The sequence below is a fragment of the Burkholderia sp. BE12 genome, from assembly GCF_002959955.1.
Lineage (GTDB): Bacteria > Pseudomonadota > Gammaproteobacteria > Burkholderiales > Burkholderiaceae > Burkholderia.
Window position 1 is genome coordinate 226888 of the sequence record NZ_PREY01000004.1, and the last position, 18732, is coordinate 245619.

Consider the following 18732-nt stretch of genomic DNA (forward strand, 5'->3'; position numbering starts at 1 on the left):
CGCTAAAATCCGCCGCCTGGGCATCCACGACGAGCAAGCGTTTTGACGGCGTTCGAGCAGGGCTTCATCCTTACCCGCCACTGGCGGGACACCGCATCCGGCATCGAGATCGAGTTCTGGCTGGCAACCGAACACGGTCCGCGCCGCGTGCGGTTGCGCCCGCAGGAAGCCGTCGCATTCATCCCGGCCGAGCAGCAGGCGCTTGCCGAACGCACACTGGCCGGCGAGCGCGACGCCGAGTTGCGCCCGCTCGCGCTGCGCGATTTCAGCCAGCGCCCGATCGTCGGCCTCTATTGCAAGCGCTACCGCCATCTGTCCGGGCTCCAGAAGCGGCTCGCCGCTGCGGGCGTCGACGTCTACGAAGCCGACGTGCAACCGCCCGACCGCTACGCGATGGAGCGCTTCATCACCGCATGCGTCGAGTTTCGCGGCCAGCCCGGCCGCGACGGCACGCTGACCGGCGGCGAGCTGAAGCCCGCAACCGGTTACCGCCCCGCGCTGCGCTGCGTGTCGCTCGACATCGAAACCAGCGTCCACGGCGAGTTGTACTCGATCGCGCTCGAAGGCTGCGGGCAGCGCCAGGTCTACATGCTCGGCCCGCCGAACGGCGACGATAGCGGCAGCGCCGGCACCCTGGACTTCAACCTCGACTACTGCGACAGCCGACCCGCGATGCTCGCGCGGCTGAACGACTGGTTCGACGAACACGATCCCGACGCGGTGATCGGCTGGAACCTCGTGCAGTTCGACCTGCGCATCCTGCATGCGCACGCGGAGCAATACGGCGTGCCGCTGAAGCTCGGGCGCGGCGGCAGCGTGCTCGACTGGCGCGCGCACGGCCAGCAGCCCGACCACTTTTTCGCGGGCGCGGCCGGCCGGCTGATCCTCGACGGCATCGACATGCTGAAATCCGCGACGTGGACGTTTCCGTCGTTCAGCCTCGAATACGTATCGCAGTCGCTGCTCGGCGAAGGCAAGTCGATCGACAATCCGTACCAGCGGATGGACGAGATCCAGCGCCGCTTCGATCACGACAAGCCCGCGCTCGCGCGCTACAACCTGAAGGATTGCGAGCTCGTCACGCGCATCTTCGACAAGGCCGACCTGCTGTCCTTCGCGCTGGAACGCGCGAGCGTCACGGGGCTCGCCGCCGATCGCACCGGCGGCTCGGTTGCAGCGTTCACGCATCTGTACCTGCCGCGCATGCACCGGCTCGGCTATGTCGCGCCGAACCTCGGCGACGTGACGGGGCAGAACAGCCCCGGCGGCTTCGTGATGGATTCGCGCCCCGGGCTGTACGACTCGGTGCTCGTGTTCGACTACAAGAGCCTCTATCCGTCGATCATCCGCACGTTCCTGATCGATCCGGTCGGCCTGATCGAGGGGCTCGCGCACCCCGGCGACGATGCATCGGTGCCCGGTTTTCTCGGCGCGCGCTTCTCGCGCACCGCACACTGCCTGCCCGATATCGTGCGACGCGTATCGGAAGGCCGCGACGATGCGAAACGGCAGCGCAACGCGCCGCTGTCGCAGGCGCTGAAGATCATCATGAATTCGTTCTACGGCGTGCTCGGCTCGACGGGTTGCCGCTTCTTCGACCCGCGCCTCGCGTCGTCGATCACGATGCGCGGCCACGAGATCATGCATCGCACACGCGAATTGATCGAAGCTCAGGGATACGAAGTGATCTACGGCGATACCGATTCGACGTTCGTGTGGCTCGGCCGCGCGCATGACGACGACGAAGCCGGCGCCAAGGGCCGCGCCCTCGTCGAGCACGTGAACCGCTGGTGGCACGCGCACCTGCGCGACCAGTTCGGGCTCGACAGCGCGCTGGAACTGCAATACGAACGGCATTACCGCCGCTTCCTGATGCCGACCGTGCGCGGCGCGGAAGAAGGCAGCAAGAAGCGCTATGCGGGCCTCGCGGCGACGGCCGACGGCGGCGAGGATCTCGTGTTCAAGGGACTCGAGACGGTGCGCACCGACTGGACGCCGCTCGCGCAGCAATTCCAGCGCGAGTTGTACCGGCGCGTGTTCAGGCGGGAGCCTTACCAGGATTTCATTCGCGATTACGTGCAGCGCACGCTGGCCGGCGAATTCGACGAGCAGCTCGTCTACCGCAAGCGCGTGCGCCGGCCGCTGCGTGAATACGAGCGCAACGTACCGCCACACGTGCGCGCGGCGCGCATCGCCGACGAGTTCAACCTCGCGCAGGGCCGGCCGCTGCAGTACCAGCGCGGCGGCTGGATCAGCTACGTGATGACGACGGCCGGCCCCGAGCCGCTGGAGACGATGCGCTCGCCGATCGACTATGCGTTCTATCTGAGCCGCCAGCTTCAGCCTGTCGCCGATGCGATCCTGCCGTTCCTGCGCGACGATTTCGAACGCGTGATCTCCGGGCAAGGACAGTTGTTCTGAGGCCGACGGCACAGCGACACACGCCCGCCCGTTCCGTCATACGGCTGCGCTCGCAACCGCTTTGCGCGTCGCTCTCTTCGAACCGATCATCCGCACGATCGGCATTTACACGTGCCCGCCGGTCGAGCAATAAGTAAAACCGATCGACCCGGTCGGAAATCCGACTTGGACGCCGCGCGCGCCGCAGCGCACAATTTCGCACATCGCAATTGAATGAAACCCTGATCCTTCGTACCCGAGTTTTCGTGGCACCCGCGCTCGCGGATGTGTGTCGCCATGCACTTGAATAAAAAGGAAAAGGCGCGGACTCCGTGCTTGAAATGTCTGCAACAAACATCCTTTCCGTGCGGTCTTCCATTCCCGCACGCTTCACCCTCCTCCTCCGCCGCGGCGCATGCCGCAAACCGTCGCTCCACGACATGACGTGCGGCACGCCGCCTCCCACGCCGTAACGCAGTCGCAGCAATGCCAGCGCCGCAGCCAACGCGAACGTCGCCGTCGCGGCCTCTGCCGATGCGTGAACCGCGCCGTCGTGCGTCGCCACTCTCGCTCATTCTGGAACACAGCTCGCCAGGATTTGCCGTATATCCGCTCGATCCGGGTTCCTAAACTTGTCACGTCGGTTCAGCTCATCGCATTCGCGCCGAACCACGACGAAACCTTCTGAGGAAATCGTGAAATCCATCATCGTTACCATCGCCACCGTCGCCGCTACCGCCACCGCACTTCTCGCCGCACCGACCGCGTCGTACGCGCAGTCGTCGCACTCGACGCTCACGCGCGCGCAGGTGCGCCAGGAACTGCTCGACCTGGAATCCGTCGGCTACGATCCGGCAGCGGGCGACGGCGACAACTATCCTGACGACATCGTCGCCGCGCAAGAGCGGCTGGCCGCGAAGCGCCTCGCGGAACACAAGGGGAGTGAAGCCGCTTACGGTTCGGCCGGCGCGCCGGGTACGTCCTCCGGCGCGCCGGCTGTTGCGGCAGTGAAGCGGTAACGCGACGTCGATCGCCGCGCCGAGGGCGGCTTCCCGAGTCCCGCTCTCGCCGCCTGACGCGGCGGATGCCGTCGGCCCCGCTGTCGGCGGCCCCGGTTTCGCCGCACGCCCACCCTCCGACCGGGCGCGGCATTTCCCCCGCTCTTCCCTGTCCCGACCTCGCGTCGCCGTTCCCCGGCCCGCGCCGCACCGCCTTTCCCCGCACATCCTCCCGCGCCGCCCCGCCCCTGCCCCGGGGAAAACCCGACCACCTCACAGGACAACTTCTCGTTGACACGACGATTTTTGCCCTTCTAATATGCACACAACGCTGCACACAACAAAACACACATAGATGTGTATCAGATAGCTCAGACATGCGGGTTTACCCATATCCAGTGAGGACACCATGAATCGACTGTCTCGTTTCTCTCGTCAAATCGCCGCGTGCACCGTGGCAGCGGCATCGCTGTTCGCCGCCACCGCTTCGCATGCCGCCGGGCCCGACGCATGGGCCGGCGTGAAGAAGGCCGGCGTACTGCGCTGCGGTGCCGCGGTGGCGCCGCCGTACGTGATGCGCGACCCGAAGACAGGTGCGTACAGCGGCTTCTTCTCGGATCTGTGCCGCGATTTCGGGCAGAACGTGCTGAAGGTCAAGGTCGAGTTCGTCGATACGAGCTGGGACAACATCGTGGCCGGCCTGCAGTCGGACAAGTGGGATCTGTCGATGGCCCTGAACGACACGCCCGAACGCGAAAAGGCCGTCGCCTTCTCCGCGCCGGCGACCGACTACAACGTCTCGTTCGTCTACAACAAGAACAATCCGAAAGTCCCGAAGGGCCTTCGCTCAATCGCGGACATCGACAAACCGAACGTCACGGTCGCGGTGATGTCGGGCACGTCGCAGGACAAGGCGATTTCCGCCGAACTGAAGCAGGCGCGGATCATGCGATTGCCGGGCAACGACGAGACGCGCCTGTCGCTGATCTCGAAGCGCGCCGACCTGCTCGCCGACGCGAACATCACCAACATGCTGCTGACGGAAGCGCACCCGGACTGGGCGGCCAGCTTCAACCCGACGCCGCCGCTCGCCCAGCAGGAAGTGGCGTTCGGCCTGCGCAAGGACACGCCGAAGGCCGACCTCGACGTCCTCAACAGCTACCTCGCACAGCAGGTCAAGTCCGGCGCCGTGAATCGGCTCATCAAGACTTCCGTACAAGCCATGCTGACGCCCGGCAAGTAAGCACCGGCCGCGCCGACGAGCCCGGCGGACCGTCGGCGGGCTCCGGTTTTCCGATCCGCACCTAGCGCGCCGACGTCGGGCGCCACTGGAGAGACAGTCATGTTGTCGCCTCAAACGACGGCCGTCAGGTCGGCCATGCATCCCCTTTCGACGACGCGCTGCGCCGCGTCCGCCGCGGCAGGCGATTTCGTCCGGCTGCACGACGTGCACAAGTCGTACGGCCCGAATCTCGTCGTCATGGACGGCATGAGCCTCGACATGCGCGCCGACGACCGGCTCGTCATCATCGGCCCGAGCGGCAGCGGCAAGAGCTCGCTGCTGCGCGTGATGATGGGGCTGGAAGGCATCCAGCGCGGCGAAATCGCGTTCCAGGGCGCGCCGTATATCCGCGGCGGCGACGCGCGCGGCGGGTGGCGCATCGACGCGAAGCTGCAGAAGCAGGTCGGCATGGTGTTCCAGCACTACACGCTGTTTCCGCACCTGTCGGTGCTGGGCAACCTGATCCTCGCGCCCGTCAGGGTCGGCGGGCTGTCGAAAGCCGAGGCCACCGAGCGCGCGCGCACGTATCTCGCGCGCCTGGGCCTCGAGAGCAAGCTGCACGCGTATCCGAGCCAGCTGTCGGGCGGGCAGAAGCAGCGCGTGGCGATCGCGCGCGCGCTGATGCTCGAACCGAAGCTGATGCTGTTCGACGAAGTGACGTCCGCGCTCGATCCGGAAATGGTCGTCGAAGTGCAGAACGTGATGCTGCAGCTCGCCGAGCAGAAGATGGCGATGATCATCGTCACGCACGACATGCACTTCGCGCGCGACATCGCAACGCGCGTGGTGTTCTGCGCGAACGGCAAGATCGTCGAGGAAGGCGCGCCGGCTGACATCTTCAAGTGTCCGAAGGAAGCACGCACGCGGGAATTCCTCGAGAAAGTCCTGCATCTCGACTGAGGCCGAAGCCATGAACTACCACTTCGATTTCAGTTTCCTCGCGGGCAGCATCGGGGCACTGCTCGACGGACTGAAAGTCACCGTCGTGCTGGCCGTGGCCGCGAACGCGATGGGTCTCGTGCTCGGTTTCGTGCTGTGCCTGCTCGCGATGAGCCGCTGGGCGGCGGTGCGCTGGCCGGCCCGGCTCTTCATCGAATTCTTCCGCTGCACGCCGGCGCTGCTGCAGATCATCTGGTTTTTCTACTGCATCCCGATGATGGTCGACGTGTTCATCGACCCGATCGCGATGGGCGTGCTCGCGCTCGGCCTGAACCTGACCGCCTTCAACGCGGAGGCGTACCGGGCCGGCGTGCAGGCCGTGCCGAAGGAACACCTCGATGCCGCGGTGGCGCTCGGCCTGCGGCCGTGGCAACGCACGATCTTCGTCGTGCTGCCGCAGGCGCTGCGCAGCGCGATGCCCGTGCTGCTGACGAACGGCATCGGCAGCCTGCAGCAGAGCGCGCTGGTGGCGATCGTCGCGGTGGCCGACCTGATGTATGTCGCGAAAAGCCTCGCGACCGAGGCATACCGGCCGCTCGAAACGTATTCGGTGGTCGCGCTCGTGTATTTCGCGCTGTCGCTGCCGATCGCGAAACTCGTCCATGTCGTCGAGCGCCGGCAGGACGCCGCCGTCCAGCGCTGAGGAGCCCGTCGTGAATCTCGATTTCTCCGTCGTCTGGCCATACTGGCTCGTGCTCGCGAAAGGCCTCGGGCTGACGCTCGCCTTCACCGCGACATGCGCGATCGTCGGCAGCCTGCTCGGTTTCGTGCTGAGCCTGCTGCGGATGTCGCCGTCGCGCTGGCTTCGCGGGCCGGTTGTGGCCTTCGTCGAATTCTTCCGCGGCACGCCGCTGCTGATCCAGCTGTTCTGGGTGTTCTTCTGCTTCCCGGTCGTGCTGCGGCTGCCGATCCCGCCGTACCTGTCGGTGCTGATCTCGCTGACGCTCTACATGGCCGCGATCACGAGCGAGACGTTTCGCGGCTCGCTGAAGTCGATCGCGGGCGAACAGCACGACGCGTGCATCGCCCTCAGCCTGTCGCCGCACGTGAAGATCGTCTACGTGATCTTTCCGCAGGCGCTGCTGCGCGCGATTCCGCCGCTGCTGTCGAACATCGTGAGCTTGTTCAAGGAGAGCGCGCTCATTTCGTCGGTGGGGATCGCCGACCTGATGTTCGTCGGCCAGAACGTGTCGAACAGCACGGCACGGCCGGTCGAGTTTCTCACCACCGTGGCCGTCATCTATTTCCTCGTCGCCTTTCCGCTGACCCGCCTGGTCGGCGTAGTGGAGTCCAGGATGCTCAGGCGCTATGCCTACTAACTCTCGTCAAGCCGGAGAAATCTCATGCAACTGAAAGGCATTCTGCCCGCACTCGTCACGCCGTTCGACGCATCGGGCGCGGTCGATCACGACACGCTCGCGTCGATCCTCGAATTTCAGCTCGCCGCGGGCGTCAGCGGCTTCGTGCCGCTCGGTTCGACGGGCGAGTATTACGCGCTCACGAACGAAGAACGCCGCGCGGTGATGAAGACCGTGCGCGAAGTGGTCGGCAACCGCGGCGCGCTGGTCGCGGGCGCGAACGGCTCGTCGACGCGCGAAGTGATCGAGCAGGTCCGCCAGGCGCGCGATGCCGGCTACACGAACATCCTGATCGCGCCGCCGTACTACGCGCTGCCGTCGCAGGAAGAACTGATCGGGCACTACGACGCCATCCTCGCCGCGGTGACCGACGTGAACGTGATCCTGTACAACTATCCGGTACGCACGAACGTCGAGGTCGGCTTCGGCGTGCTCGACGCGTTCAAGGATCACCCGCGCGTGATCGGCATCAAGGAAAGCAGCGGCAACCTGCTGCGCGCGATCGAGATCGGCGGCAAGTACCGCGAGCACTATCAGCTGTCGTGCGGCTCGGACGACCAGGCACTCGACTTCTTCCTGTGGGGCGCGACGAGCTGGATTTGCGGGCCCGCGAACTGCTTCGCGAAGCAGGTCGTGAGCTTCTACGACAAATTCTCGTCCGGCGACGTCGCAGGCGCGCAGAATGTGATGCGCTCGCTGTTCCCGGTGATGGCGAGCATGGAAGCGGGCAAGTTTATCCAGAAGGTCAAGTACGGCTGCGAACTGGCGGGCTTCAAGGTCGGCAACGCGCGCATGCCGCTGCAGCCGCTGACCGACCACGAAAAGGCGGAGTTCCGCGCGATCTTCGAAGCGTCCCAGGCGTGATGCGCACACGTACCGGCGCCGCGCGGCGCCGGTACGCCGACCGAGGAAACCTGAACATGACGATGCACAGCTTCACCTGTATCGAAGGCCATACCGAAGGGATGCCGGTGCGCATGGTGATCGACGGCGCGCCGGCGCTGCAGGGCGCGACGATGAATGCGCGCCGCGAGGAATTCGTCGCGCATCACGACTGGGTTCGCCGCACGCTGATGCTGGAGCCGCGCGGCCACGCCCACATGTCGGGCACGATTTTCTACCCGCCCGTCAGCGACAACGCCGATTTCAGCCTGCTGTTCATCGAGACGTCGGGCTGCCTGCCGATGTGCGGCCATGCGACGATCGGCTCGATCGCGTTTGCGATCGAGGAGCGCCTCGTCGCGCCGAAGCAGCCGGGAACGGTCACCGTCGACGTGCCGGCCGGGCAGATCGTCGCGCGCTACGAGATGGACGGCGAGCGCGTGACGTCGGTGCGCTTCACCAACGTGCCGAGCTTCCTGCTCGCGCGCGACGTCGAGATCGCCATTCCGGCGCTCGGCACGCTTGCCGTCGATATCGCGTACGGCGGCAACTTCTATCCGATCGTCGAGGTTCAGCCGAACTTCCCCGGTTGCGAGCACTTCACGCCGGACAAACTGCTGGCGTGGGGCCGCGACGTGCAGCGCGCGGTGAACGACGCGATCGACGTCGTGCATCCCGACCATCCGGCCATTCGCGGCGTCCGGCACTGTATGTGGACGGGCAAGCCGCTCGCCGGCGACGCGCACGGCCGCGCCGTGGTGATCGCCGGCGACAGCCTGATCGACCGTTCGCCGTGCGGCACCGGCAGTTCGGCACGCGTCGCGCAGCGCTTCGCGCGCGGCTGGCTGAAGGCCGGCGACGCGTATTGCCACGAGAGCCTGATCGGCAGCCGCTTCATCGGCCGCGTGGAATCGGTCACGCGCCTCGACAGCGGGCTCGACGCCGTGCGGCCGAGCATCGAAGGACGCGCGTGGGTCACCGGGCGCGCGCAGTATCGCGTCGATTCGTCCCAGCCCTATGCGCACGGGTTCAGCCTGCAGGAGTTCGTCAATTGAACGCGATTGCGCAACGACACGCACCCGTGTCGCCCGGCACGGCACGCGATGAAACGGCCGTCGTGATCGGCGGCGGCATCGTCGGCGTATGCTGCGCGCTCTATCTGCAGCGCGACGGCCATGCCGTCACGCTGATCGATCCGGCCGCCCCCGGCGACAGCACCGCGAAATGGAGCTGCGGGCAGATGGCGGTCAGCGAGGTCATCCCGCTGTCGAAGCCGGGCATCCTGATGAAGGTGCCGCGCTGGCTGATGGATCAGAAGGGGCCGCTTGCACTGCGGCCCGGCGCGCTGCCCGGCATCCTGCCGTGGTTTTTCCGGTTCGTCGCGTCGGCCCGTCACGCGAAGATCGTGTCGATCGCGCAGGCCATGGCCACGCTGACGCACGACGTCTATCCCGACTATGCGCCGCTGCTCGATGCGTGCGGCGACCGCGCGCTGCTGGGCCAGCGGCCGGTGCTCGAGGTGTTCGACGATCCGGCCGGCATCACGAGCGAGCAGCCGCATCTCGACTTGCGGCAGTCGCTGGGATTCCAGTCGCAACGGCTGACGGCCGCCGACATCGGCGATCTCGAACCCGCGCTGGCCGGCCGGTTCCGGCACGGGCTGCTGTTTCCGGACTGGCGCGCGGTGAACGATACCGAAGGCTTCATCGCGGCGCTGACGGCCAGCTTCGAAGCACAAGGCGGGCGCCGCATCCGGGCGAACGCCACGCGCATCGACGAGGCATCCGGGCGCGCGACGGGCGTGACGCTCGCCGGCGGCGAGCGCATCGTGGCCGATCACGTGGTGGTCGCCGCCGGCACCGGTTCGCGGCCATTCTTCAGCCAGCTCGGCGTGCACGTTCCGCTGGAAGGCATCGCCGGCTACCAGGCGCTGCTCGCCGACCCGGGCGTCGAATTTCGCCACTCCGTGATCTACGCGGACGGCGGCTTCTGCTTCACCCCGATGACGCGCGGCCTGCAGATCGGCGGCACCATCGAATTCGCGGGCCGCCATGCGCAGCCGAATTTCCGGCGCGCGGACATCATCCTGGAAAAAGCCCGACGCATCCTGCCCGAGCTGCAGACCGCGCGCGTCGAATACGGCGTCGGCTACCGGCCGTTCCTGCCCGACACCAAACCGGTGATCGACCGTTCGCGGCGCCTGCCCAACACGTACATGGCATTCGGCCACGGCCAGCTCGGCCTCACGCTCGGCGCGACGACCGGCCGCCTGATCGGCGACCTCGTCGCCGGCCGGCCGACACGGCAGGACCTGTCGCCGTTCAGCGCCTATCGCTTCGCCTGATATTCGAGACCCTTCATGCAATCCTACGAACGACTTTTCATCGACGGCCGCTGGGTAGCGCCCGTTCGCGGACACACCTTCGACACGATCGACCCGAGCGACGAAACCGTGATCGCGAAAGTGGCGGCCGCCACCGCCGAAGACATGGACCTCGCCGTCAACGCGGCGCGCCGCGCGTTCGACGACGGCCCGTGGCCCCGCATGACCGGCGCGGCGCGCGCTGCGGTGCTGCGCGCGATCGCGCAAGGTATTCGCGATCGCCTGCCCGAGCTGGCCGAGCTCGAAGTGCGCGACAACGGCAAGCCGCTGCCCGAAGCAATGTGGGATCTCGGCGATGCCGCCGACTGCTTCGATTTCTATGCGGGACTCGCCGAGCAGCTCGACGGCAACGCCGAAGCCCCCGTGCCGCTGGCCGACGAGCGCTTCAGCACGGTGGTCCGCAAAGAGCCGATCGGCGTGGCCGGCGCGATCATCCCGTGGAATTTCCCGCTGCTGATGGCCGCGTGGAAGGTCGCGCCCGCACTCGCGGCCGGCTGCACGATGGTGCTCAAGCCGTCCGAGTTGACGCCGCTCACGGCGCTGGAACTGGCCGGCATCGCCGAATCGGCCGGGCTGCCGGCCGGCGTGCTGAACGTCGTGACCGGCCTCGGCGCCGACGCCGGCGCGCCGCTCGCCGAGCATCCGGGCGTCGACAAGCTCGCGTTCACGGGCAGCGTGCCGACCGGCAGCCGCATCATGCAGGCCGCCGCGCGCGACATCAAGAACGTGAGCCTCGAACTCGGCGGCAAGTCGCCGTTCATCGTATTCGGCGACAGCGACCTCGAAGCGGCCGTCGAATGGATCTTGTTCGGCATCTTCTGGAACCAGGGCGAGGTGTGTTCGGCCACGTCGCGCGTCCTAGTCGAGCGTTCGCTGTACGCGCCGCTCGTCGAGCGGCTGGCGCAGGAAGCACGCAAGATCACGATCGGCAACGGCCGCGACGAAGGCGTGCTGCTCGGCCCGCTGGTCAGCCGCGGGCAGTACGACAAGGTGCGGGCGGCCGTCGCGCGCGGCCGCGAGGAAGGCGCGCGGCTCGTGACGGGCGGGGGCCGGCCCGCGCATCTCGACCGCGGCTACTTCATCGAGCCGGCCGTGTTCGCCGACGTGCCGGAAGACAGCTGGATCTGGCGGGAGGAGATCTTCGGGCCCGTCGTGTGCATCCGGCCGTTCGATAAGGAAGACGAAGCCATCCGGTCGGCCAACGATTCGCGCTTCGGCCTCGCGGCGGCGGTCATGTCGGCCGACCTGCCGCGCTGCGAGCGCGTCGCACGCGCGATGCGCGCCGGCATCGTATGGATCAACTGCTCGCAGCCGACGTTCACGGAAGCGCCGTGGGGCGGCTACAAGCAGAGCGGGATCGGGCGCGAACTCGGCGAGTGGGGCCTGAACAACTACCTCGAGATCAAGCAGATCACGCGCTACGACAGCGACAAGCCGTGGGCGTGGTACATCAAGTAAGGTGAAGCGATCATGCGCTGGAAGAAAACGCTGCAACTCGTCGACGTGCATTGCGAAGGCGAGATCGGCAAGGTCATCACCGGCGGCGTCCTCGACGTGCCGGGCGCGACCATGCTCGACAAGATGAACTATCTCAACGAGACCGACGACAGCCTGCGGCGGCTCGTCGTGCTCGAACCGCGCGGCTGCCTGCAGATGTCGGTCAACCTGCTGCTGCCGCCGACGCGGCCCGACGCGCATGCCGGGTTCATCGTGCTGCAGGCCGACAAGGCGCATCCGATGTCGGGGAGCAACTGCATTTGCGTGGTGACGGCGCTGCTCGAGCTCGGCATGGTGCCGATGCAGGAACCCGAGACCACGGTCGTGCTCGACACGCCGGCCGGGCTCGTCACGGCACGGGCAACCTGCCGCGACGGCCGCTGCACCGGCGTATCGCTCGACATGGTCGCGTCGTTCGTCGAGCATCTCGACGTCGCCGTCGAAACGGACGCGTTCGGCACGATCAAGGCCGACATCGCGTTCGGCGGCGTCTACTACGCGCTCGTCGACGTCGACCAGATCGGGCTCGAGATCGCGCCGGGCAACGCGCGGCAGCTCGCGGCGCATGGCGTGCGGCTGAAGGAGATCATCAACCGGCAGGTTGCCGTCCAGCATCCGCTCTACCCGGAGATCAACGAAGTCGCGTACGTGATGTTCAGGCACCGCGTCGGCGACACGGTCTACCAGACCTGCACGACGCTGCCGCCCGGGCGGGTCGATCGGTCGCCGTGCGGGACCGGCAGCTCGGCCAATCTCGCGACGCTCGCGGCGCGCGGGCGCGTGAAGGTCGGCGACCGCCTCACGTCGCGCTCGACGATCGGCGGGGAATTCGGTGTCGAACTGCTGGGCATCACCGAGGTGGGCGACCGGCCGGCCGTGCTGCCGCGCGTCACCGGGCGCGCGTGGGTGTTCGGGTTCCAGCAGCTCGGCGTCGATCCCGACGATCCGCTGGCCGCCGGGTTCATGCTGAGCGATACCTGGGGCGACGGATTCGGGCCCTCGGGCACGTGAGGACGCGATGCTAAACTCCAGAGCGCGCCCGGCGACCCGGGCCGATTACAGGAAGGGTAGCGAGATGAGCAAAGAGGCCGTTGAAACCGAAGGTGGCGGCCGCCGGCACGGCGGGCGGTATGTGTATGAGGAATTGCGCAAGCAGATCCTCACGCTCAAGCTGAAACCCGGCGTACAGCTCGACGAGATTTCGCTGGCCGCGCAGTTCGGGCTGTCGCGCTCGCCGGTGCGCGACGCGCTCGCGCGCCTGAGCAGCGAGGGGCTCGTCACGATCCTGCCGAACCGCACGACGCTCGTCACGCCGTTCGAGATCGAGGAATTCCCGAAGTACATCTCGGCGCTCGACCTGATCCAGCGCGCCGTCACGCGGCTCGCGGCCACGCAGCGTACCGACGCCGATCTCGCGAAAATCCGCAAGGCCGACGACGTCTACATGGAGGCCGTCGCGAGCGGCGACTTCCAGGCGATGTCGGAGACCAACAAGGCGCTCCACATGGCGATCGCGCACGCCGCGAACAACCCGTACTTCGTCGGCTACTACGAACGGCTGCTCGGCGAAGGGCAACGTCTGCTCCACCTGCACTTCGACTTCACCGTGAGTTCGCCGACGGCCGCCAAGCTCGGGCGCGACCACGACGAACTGATCGACGCGATCGTACGACGCGACGCAGACGCCGCCGAACGGGCCGCGCACGAGCACACGATGCTGTTCCAGAAGCGCTTCCTCGACTACATGAAGCAGAACATGACGGAATCGATGGCGGTGCTGTAACGCATCGGCGTCGGCGCGCTGCGGCCGGAACGCGCGCGCCCATCCAGCTAAAATACCGTCCTGCCGCGCGTCCCGCCGCGGCCGGAGGATTTCAACCATGACCGCACGTCGCGGTGCCGCGGTCGCCATCGCGCCCGGCCACGAGACAGCCAGCCTGTCCAAAGCCCAGAAAACGTTCAATACGCTCGTCAAGCACATCGAAAAGCGCCGCGAGCGGCTCGGCGCGTGGGAAGCCGTGATGCCGGCGTTCCAGAAGAAGTTCGTCGACGCTCTGTTGCCGCTCGAACAGGAAGCGACGGGGCTGCGCATCCGGCTGATCCATCTGCTCGACGACGCGTTTCTGCAGAAAGGCTTGAGCAAGGCCGAGCAGCGCACGCTGTCCGAGTTGATCGCCGATATGGCGGGCGATTTGCTGAACGTGAACGACGACCCGGCGCTGAAGGTGATTTACAACCGGCATGCCGGATCTGACCGCGCCGGCAACGCAACGGCCGCTCCCGAGCCGACGAAACCGAAATGGGAATCCGAATCGCAACCGCCAGAAGATCTCGACTCGCTGTCCCCCGACGAACTTGCCGAGCGGATGCAAGCCGAACTCGACGCCCAGTTCGAGCGCGACATGGCCGCTCACGCGGCCCGTGAGGCGCAGCGCGCGAAGCGCAAGAAAGCACCGAAGCAATCGGCCGCGCAAGCCCGGATCGAAGCGGACCGGGCCGAATCGAGCAAGTCGATCCGCGAGATCTATCGCAAGCTCGCGAGCGCGTTGCATCCCGACCGCGAAACCGATCCGCAGGAGCAGCAGCGCAAAACCGTGCTGATGCAGCGGGTCAACCGTGCCTACGAGAAGGGCAACCTGCTGCAACTGCTGGAACTGCAGCTGGAGATCGAACAGATCGACCGGCGTGTGATCGACGGCCTCGGCGAAGCGCGGCTTACGCGCTACAACGGCATCCTCGAGGAACAGCTGCGCGAGCTCGATCAGGAGATCGTGCACGTCGAGAACGATTTCAGGGGTACGTACGGCATCGCGCCGTCCACCAAGGTCGCGCCCGATACCGTGCTGCGCATGCTTACGCGCGACATTGCCGGCATGCAGCGCAGCAACCAGGACTTGGCCATCGCGCTGCGCGAATTCGAGGATCCGGACAACGTCAGGAGCTGGCTGAAGGACATGAAGCGTCGGCCGGCGTCGTCACGCTTCGACGACGAGCCGTTTTGACGAAACGGCGGCACGCATCTGCGCGCCGCCGCCCGTTCACGCGAGCCGCGTTACGCTGCGCGCCCCGAAAGCGGCTGATCGAGACGACGACGATCACCTGTGCGGCATGCCCTTACCGCACGTCACCGCCCCTCGCCCATCCCGCCCATCAACGCCATCAACTGCTCGCGCAGCCACCGGCTGCCCTGATCCTGATCGGCGCTGCGATGCCAGTAGCAGAAGTAATCGAGCCCCGGCATCTCGAACGGCAGTTCGAGGATGCGCGCCGGATAGCGTTGCAGCAGCCGCAGCGGCGCCGTCAGCGCGAGATCGCCGCGCATCGCGATCAGCGGCGCGACCATGTAATGCTGCACGCGCATCTGGATGTTGCGGCGCAGCCCGAGCCGCGTCAGTTCCGCGTCGACGTGCCCGCTGCCCTTGCGGCGGCTCGACACGTGGATGTGCCCCATCGACAGGTAGTCGTCCATGGTCAGCGTATCGCCCTTGAACGGGTGATCGTCGCGAATCATGCACGCGTAGCGGTCTTGCACGAGCAGCGCCTGGTGCAGATGCGGATCGCCGATCAGCGGCGCGTCGATCGCGATGTCGACGGAACCGTTCGCGAGCGCGGTCGCCACCTCGCCGCGGTCCATCGTGTAGCTGCGCACGTGCATGCCGGGCGCCTCCCGCTGCAGCAGTTCGCCGAGCGCCGGCAGCAGCAGCGCCTCGGTCAGATCGCTCATGCTCAGCCGGAACACGCGCGTCGACGACGCCGGATCGAACACGTCGCCTTCGTGCGCGCTCGAATCGAGCAATTGCAGCGCCTCGCGCACGCGGCCGACGATGTTCTCCGCCATCGGCGTCGGCATCATTCCGGCCGGCGTGCTCACGAACAACGGGTCGTTCAGCGACTTGCGCAGCCGCGCGAGCGCGTTGCTGACGGCCGGCTGCGTGAGGTTCAGCACCTCGGCCGCCCGCGTCAGGTTGCGCTTGGTGTAGATCGCGTCGAATACGACGAACAGGTTCAGGTCAAGCTTCGAAAGGCGCATCGCCGGATCTCCTTGCCGAGATCTTACGGCGGGCGCCGTCCGTTCGTCCACGCCGGGCCCGCGAGTCGCAGTCGACGCGTTGCGCATCGGCTGCGCCCCGCTCAGCCGCGCGGCGGCGGCGTCAGGTAGGCGGCCGTCGAACCCGGCTCGCCGCCCTTGATCTCCATCCGCGCGATCGCCTGCAGATGCACCTCGTCCGGGCCGTCGGCGAAGCGCAGCGCGCGGCCCCAGGTCCACAGATCGGCCAGCGGCGTATCCGGGCTCAAGCCCGCCGCGCCGAACACCTGCATCGCGCGGTCGCACACGTCCGTATAGACGGTCGGCACGAGCGCCTTGATCATCGAGATTTCCTTGCGGGCGGCCTTCGCGCCGACCTTGTCGATCATCCACGCGGCCTTCAGCACCAGGAGGCGCGCCTGGTCGATCTCGATGCGCGAGCGCGCGATCCATTCGCCGACGGTGCCGTGCCGGTTCAGCGGCTTGCCGAACGCCTCGCGAGACTGCGCGCGGTCGATCATCAGTTCCAGCGCCAGCTCGGCCGCACCGATCGAACGCATGCAGTGATGGATACGGCCCGGCCCGAGGCGCGCCTGCGCGAGCGCGAAGCCGCTGCCTTCCTCGCCGAGCAGGTTGCGCGCCGGCACGCGCACGTTGTCGAACGTGATCTCGCAGTGCCCTTCCGGTGCGTGGTGATTGACCACCGTGATGTTGCGCACGACCGTCACGCCCGGCGTGTCGCGCGGCACGAGGATCATGCTCTGCTGCTGGTGCGATTCGGCATCGGGATCGGTCTTGCCCATCACGATGAAGATCTTGCAGTTCGGATGCGCGGCGTTCGTGATGAACCATTTGCGGCCGTTGATCACGTACTCGTCGCCCGCGCGCTCGATGCGCGTCGTGATGTTGGTCGCATCCGACGACGCGACGTCGGGCTCCGTCATCGCGAACGCCGAACGGATTTCGCCGCGCAGCAGCGGCATCAGCCACTGTTCGCGCTGCTCGGGCGTCGCGAACATGTGCAGCAGCTCCATGTTGCCGGTGTCCGGCGCGTTGCAGTTGAACACTTCCGACGCCCAGCTCACGCGCCCCATGATCTCGGCGAGCGGCGCGTATTCGAGGTTCGTCAGGCCCGTGCCGGGCTCGTCGGCTTTCAGGTGCGGCAGGAACAGGTTCCACAGCCCTTCGGCTTTCGCACGCTCCTTCAGCTCCTCCATGAACGACACCGGATACTGGCCCGCGTGCACTTCGTCGTTCCACTGGCGGATGCGCGGCACGATGTGCGCGTCCATGAATGCGCGCACGCGTTCGCGCAGTGCTTCCACTTTCGGGGTGTAGCCAAAGTCCATGATCGACTCCTCGAGATTGTCGTGTTCCGTTCGGTCAGAAGGCCGAGACACCGCCGTCGACGGCGATGGCCTGCCCGGTCAGATACGTGTTTTCCTTCGCGCACAGCGTCAGCATCGTCGCGACGATTTCCTCGGGCCGGCCGAGCCGCTTCATCGGCGAACCTTGCGCGAGAAAATCCTGGCGGTCGCCGATATCGCTGTCGGTGACCATCGGCGTGGTGCTGTAGAACGGGCACACCGCATTCACGCGAATGCCGTGGCGCGCGTATTCGAGCGCGGCCGTCTTCGTGAGCCCGACCACCGCATGTTTCGACGCCGCATACGCGGCCAGTTTCGGCGCGCCGCCGAGCCCGGCCATCGACGCGACGTTCAGGATCACGCCTTCGCGCTGCACGAGCATCTGGCGGATCTGATGCTTCATCCCGAAGAACACGCCTTTCGCGTTCACCTCGAAGCTCAGGTCAAGATCGGCTTCGTCGGTATCGATCAGCGCCTTCATCGGCGGTGCGATGCCCGCGTTGTTGATGCCGACGTCGAGCCGCCCGAAACGCGCGACGGCTTCATGCACCAGCGCAGCGACGTCCGTTTCGACGCGGACGTCGCAGCGCTGCGCGATCACGTCGGCGCCAGCCGCGCGCAGCGGCGCGGCCACGCGTTCGAGCGCGTCACCGTTCAGGTCGCCGAGCGCGAGCCGCGCGCCCATCGCGGCGAGTTCGCTCGCGAGCAGCGCGCCGAAGCCGCTCGCGGCGCCGGTGATCATCACGGCCTGCCCGGCGTAGCTGTCGAGTTTCATCTCGCGCTCAGATCGTCAGACCGCCGTCGACGACGATGCATTCGCCGTTCGTGTAGCTCGCCGCGTCCGACACGAGATACAGCACGGTGCCGGCCATTTCGTTCGGCTCCGCGTGGCGGCGCAGCGGAATCTTCGCCTTCCACGTCTCGTAGATGGCCTTGTCGGCGAACAGCGCGCCCGCGAACTTCGTCTTCGTGAGCCCCGGCAGCAGCGCGTTCACGCGGATGCCGAGCGGCCCGCATTCCTTCGCGAACGCCTTCGTCATGTTGACGACGGCCGCCTTCGTGATCGAGTAGATGCCTTGCCGGTCGCCCGGTTGCAACGCATTCACCGACGCCGTGTTGACGATCGCGCCGCCGCCGTGCGTCTTCATCAGCTTGCCGGCCTCGACCGACATGAAGAAGTAGCCGCGGATGTTCACGTCGACGGTCTTCTCGTACGCGGCGAGATCGGTATCGAGGATGTGCCCGAAATACGGGTTCGCGGCCGCGTTGTTCACGAGGATGTCGAGGCGGCCGTGCTTGCCGCGGATATGCTCGAACGTCGCGGCGATGTCCTCCAGCCGCCCGACATGGCACGCCAGCGCCTCGGCGCGGCCGCCGGCCGCGACGATCGCGTCGGCCACCGCCCGGCAGTCGTCGAGCTTTCGGCTCGACACGATCACGTGCGCGCCCTGCTCCGCGAGCAGCTTCGCGATTTCCTCGCCGATGCCGCGGCTCGCGCCCGTCACCAGTGCGATCTTGCCGGTCAGGTCGAACAGGTTCGTTGCCATGTTGCTGTGCTCCTCCATTGATTGTGTTGTCGTGTCGCCGTGCAGCGACCGT

At 66.8% G+C, this 18732-nt stretch carries 17 protein-coding genes; 13 read left to right on the plus strand and 4 right to left on the minus strand.

Going from position 1 to position 18732, the window contains the following annotated elements; translation table 11 throughout:
* Positions 1 to 42: 42 nt before the first annotated feature.
* The 13 genes from C4B30_RS06380 (at position 43) to C4B30_RS06440 (ending at position 14741) form a co-directional block, all read left to right on the plus strand.
* The gene (locus C4B30_RS06380; protein ID WP_105132092.1) at positions 43 to 2421 is read left to right on the plus strand and encodes a DNA polymerase II; all 2379 of its coding nucleotides are present in this window, start codon (positions 43 to 45) and stop codon (positions 2419 to 2421) included.
* Positions 2422 to 3095: 674 nt separating this feature from the next.
* Positions 3096 to 3419, plus strand: a complete 324-nt coding sequence (locus tag C4B30_RS06385) for a DUF4148 domain-containing protein (RefSeq protein WP_105132093.1) — start codon at positions 3096 to 3098, stop codon at positions 3417 to 3419.
* Positions 3420 to 3807: 388 nt separating this feature from the next.
* Positions 3808 to 4641: a substrate-binding periplasmic protein gene (locus tag C4B30_RS06390; protein ID WP_105132094.1), complete on the plus strand. Its 834-nt coding sequence runs from the start codon at positions 3808 to 3810 to the stop codon at positions 4639 to 4641.
* A 99-nt stretch (positions 4642 to 4740) separates the two neighbouring features.
* Positions 4741 to 5580, plus strand: coding sequence for an amino acid ABC transporter ATP-binding protein (locus tag C4B30_RS06395; RefSeq protein WP_034185250.1), 840 nt, complete (start codon positions 4741 to 4743; stop codon positions 5578 to 5580).
* A 10-nt stretch (positions 5581 to 5590) separates the two neighbouring features.
* Positions 5591 to 6262 (plus strand): amino acid ABC transporter permease, encoded by a 672-nt coding sequence (locus C4B30_RS06400; RefSeq protein ID WP_105132095.1) that lies wholly within the window; start codon positions 5591 to 5593, stop codon positions 6260 to 6262.
* Positions 6263 to 6272: 10 nt separating this feature from the next.
* On the plus strand, positions 6273 to 6938 hold the full coding sequence (locus C4B30_RS06405; RefSeq protein ID WP_105132156.1) for an amino acid ABC transporter permease: 666 nt from the start codon (positions 6273 to 6275) through the stop codon (positions 6936 to 6938).
* Between the two features lie 24 nt (positions 6939 to 6962).
* On the plus strand, positions 6963 to 7841 hold the full coding sequence (locus C4B30_RS06410; protein WP_105132096.1) for a dihydrodipicolinate synthase family protein: 879 nt from the start codon (positions 6963 to 6965) through the stop codon (positions 7839 to 7841).
* 56 nt (positions 7842 to 7897) lie between these two features.
* Complete coding sequence (locus C4B30_RS06415; RefSeq protein ID WP_105132157.1) at positions 7898 to 8914, plus strand: 4-hydroxyproline epimerase; 1017 nt, start codon at positions 7898 to 7900, stop codon at positions 8912 to 8914.
* Positions 8911 to 10203 (plus strand): NAD(P)/FAD-dependent oxidoreductase, encoded by a 1293-nt coding sequence (locus tag C4B30_RS06420; RefSeq protein ID WP_199779055.1) that lies wholly within the window; start codon positions 8911 to 8913, stop codon positions 10201 to 10203. Before C4B30_RS06415 ends, C4B30_RS06420 begins: the two co-directional genes overlap by 4 nt.
* 15 nt (positions 10204 to 10218) lie before the next feature.
* On the plus strand, positions 10219 to 11700 hold the full coding sequence (locus tag C4B30_RS06425) for an aldehyde dehydrogenase family protein (RefSeq protein WP_105132097.1): 1482 nt from the start codon (positions 10219 to 10221) through the stop codon (positions 11698 to 11700).
* 12 nt (positions 11701 to 11712) lie between these two features.
* On the plus strand, positions 11713 to 12750 hold the full coding sequence (locus C4B30_RS06430) for a proline racemase family protein (RefSeq protein WP_105132098.1): 1038 nt from the start codon (positions 11713 to 11715) through the stop codon (positions 12748 to 12750).
* Positions 12751 to 12814: 64 nt separating this feature from the next.
* Complete coding sequence (locus tag C4B30_RS06435; RefSeq protein ID WP_027781899.1) at positions 12815 to 13522, plus strand: GntR family transcriptional regulator; 708 nt, start codon at positions 12815 to 12817, stop codon at positions 13520 to 13522.
* A gap of 97 nt (positions 13523 to 13619) precedes the next feature.
* Positions 13620 to 14741, plus strand: coding sequence for a J domain-containing protein (locus C4B30_RS06440; protein WP_105132099.1), 1122 nt, complete (start codon positions 13620 to 13622; stop codon positions 14739 to 14741).
* A 122-nt stretch (positions 14742 to 14863) separates the two neighbouring features.
* On the opposite strand, the gene C4B30_RS06445 is transcribed toward C4B30_RS06440, so the two are convergent.
* From C4B30_RS06445 to C4B30_RS06460, 4 genes are all read right to left on the minus strand, one after another.
* The gene (locus tag C4B30_RS06445; protein WP_105132100.1) at positions 14864 to 15769 is read right to left on the minus strand and encodes a LysR family transcriptional regulator; all 906 of its coding nucleotides are present in this window, start codon (positions 15767 to 15769) and stop codon (positions 14864 to 14866) included.
* Between the two features lie 101 nt (positions 15770 to 15870).
* Complete coding sequence (locus C4B30_RS06450) at positions 15871 to 17115, minus strand: acyl-CoA dehydrogenase family protein (RefSeq protein WP_105132101.1); 1245 nt, start codon at positions 17113 to 17115, stop codon at positions 15871 to 15873.
* A gap of 34 nt (positions 17116 to 17149) precedes the next feature.
* Complete coding sequence (locus C4B30_RS06455) at positions 17150 to 17908, minus strand: SDR family NAD(P)-dependent oxidoreductase (RefSeq protein WP_105132102.1); 759 nt, start codon at positions 17906 to 17908, stop codon at positions 17150 to 17152.
* A gap of 7 nt (positions 17909 to 17915) precedes the next feature.
* Entirely contained in the window at positions 17916 to 18680 is a 765-nt protein-coding gene (locus C4B30_RS06460; protein ID WP_105132103.1) for an SDR family oxidoreductase, read from the minus strand.
* Between the last annotated feature and the right edge of the window lie 52 nt (positions 18681 to 18732).

What these genes read in the sequence shown, in the direction of transcription:
- C4B30_RS06390 (WP_105132094.1), top strand. Translation starts at nt 3,808, where the DNA reads ATGAATCGACTGTCTCGTTTCTCTCGTCAAATCGCCGCGTGCACCGTG.
- C4B30_RS06395 (WP_034185250.1), top strand. Translation starts at nt 4,741, where the DNA reads ATGTTGTCGCCTCAAACGACGGCCGTCAGGTCGGCCATGCATCCCCTT.
- C4B30_RS06400 (WP_105132095.1), top strand. Translation starts at nt 5,591, where the DNA reads ATGAACTACCACTTCGATTTCAGTTTCCTCGCGGGCAGCATCGGGGCA.
- C4B30_RS06410 (WP_105132096.1), top strand. Translation starts at nt 6,963, where the DNA reads ATGCAACTGAAAGGCATTCTGCCCGCACTCGTCACGCCGTTCGACGCA.
- C4B30_RS06415 (WP_105132157.1), top strand. Translation starts at nt 7,898, where the DNA reads ATGACGATGCACAGCTTCACCTGTATCGAAGGCCATACCGAAGGGATG.
- C4B30_RS06425 (WP_105132097.1), top strand. Translation starts at nt 10,219, where the DNA reads ATGCAATCCTACGAACGACTTTTCATCGACGGCCGCTGGGTAGCGCCC.
- C4B30_RS06430 (WP_105132098.1), top strand. Translation starts at nt 11,713, where the DNA reads ATGCGCTGGAAGAAAACGCTGCAACTCGTCGACGTGCATTGCGAAGGC.
- C4B30_RS06435 (WP_027781899.1), top strand. Translation starts at nt 12,815, where the DNA reads ATGAGCAAAGAGGCCGTTGAAACCGAAGGTGGCGGCCGCCGGCACGGC.
- C4B30_RS06440 (WP_105132099.1), top strand. Translation starts at nt 13,620, where the DNA reads ATGACCGCACGTCGCGGTGCCGCGGTCGCCATCGCGCCCGGCCACGAG.
- C4B30_RS06445 (WP_105132100.1), bottom strand. Translation starts at nt 15,769, where the DNA reads ATGCGCCTTTCGAAGCTTGACCTGAACCTGTTCGTCGTATTCGACGCG.
- C4B30_RS06450 (WP_105132101.1), bottom strand. Translation starts at nt 17,115, where the DNA reads ATGGACTTTGGCTACACCCCGAAAGTGGAAGCACTGCGCGAACGCGTG.
- C4B30_RS06455 (WP_105132102.1), bottom strand. Translation starts at nt 17,908, where the DNA reads ATGAAACTCGACAGCTACGCCGGGCAGGCCGTGATGATCACCGGCGCC.
- C4B30_RS06460 (WP_105132103.1), bottom strand. Translation starts at nt 18,680, where the DNA reads ATGGCAACGAACCTGTTCGACCTGACCGGCAAGATCGCACTGGTGACG.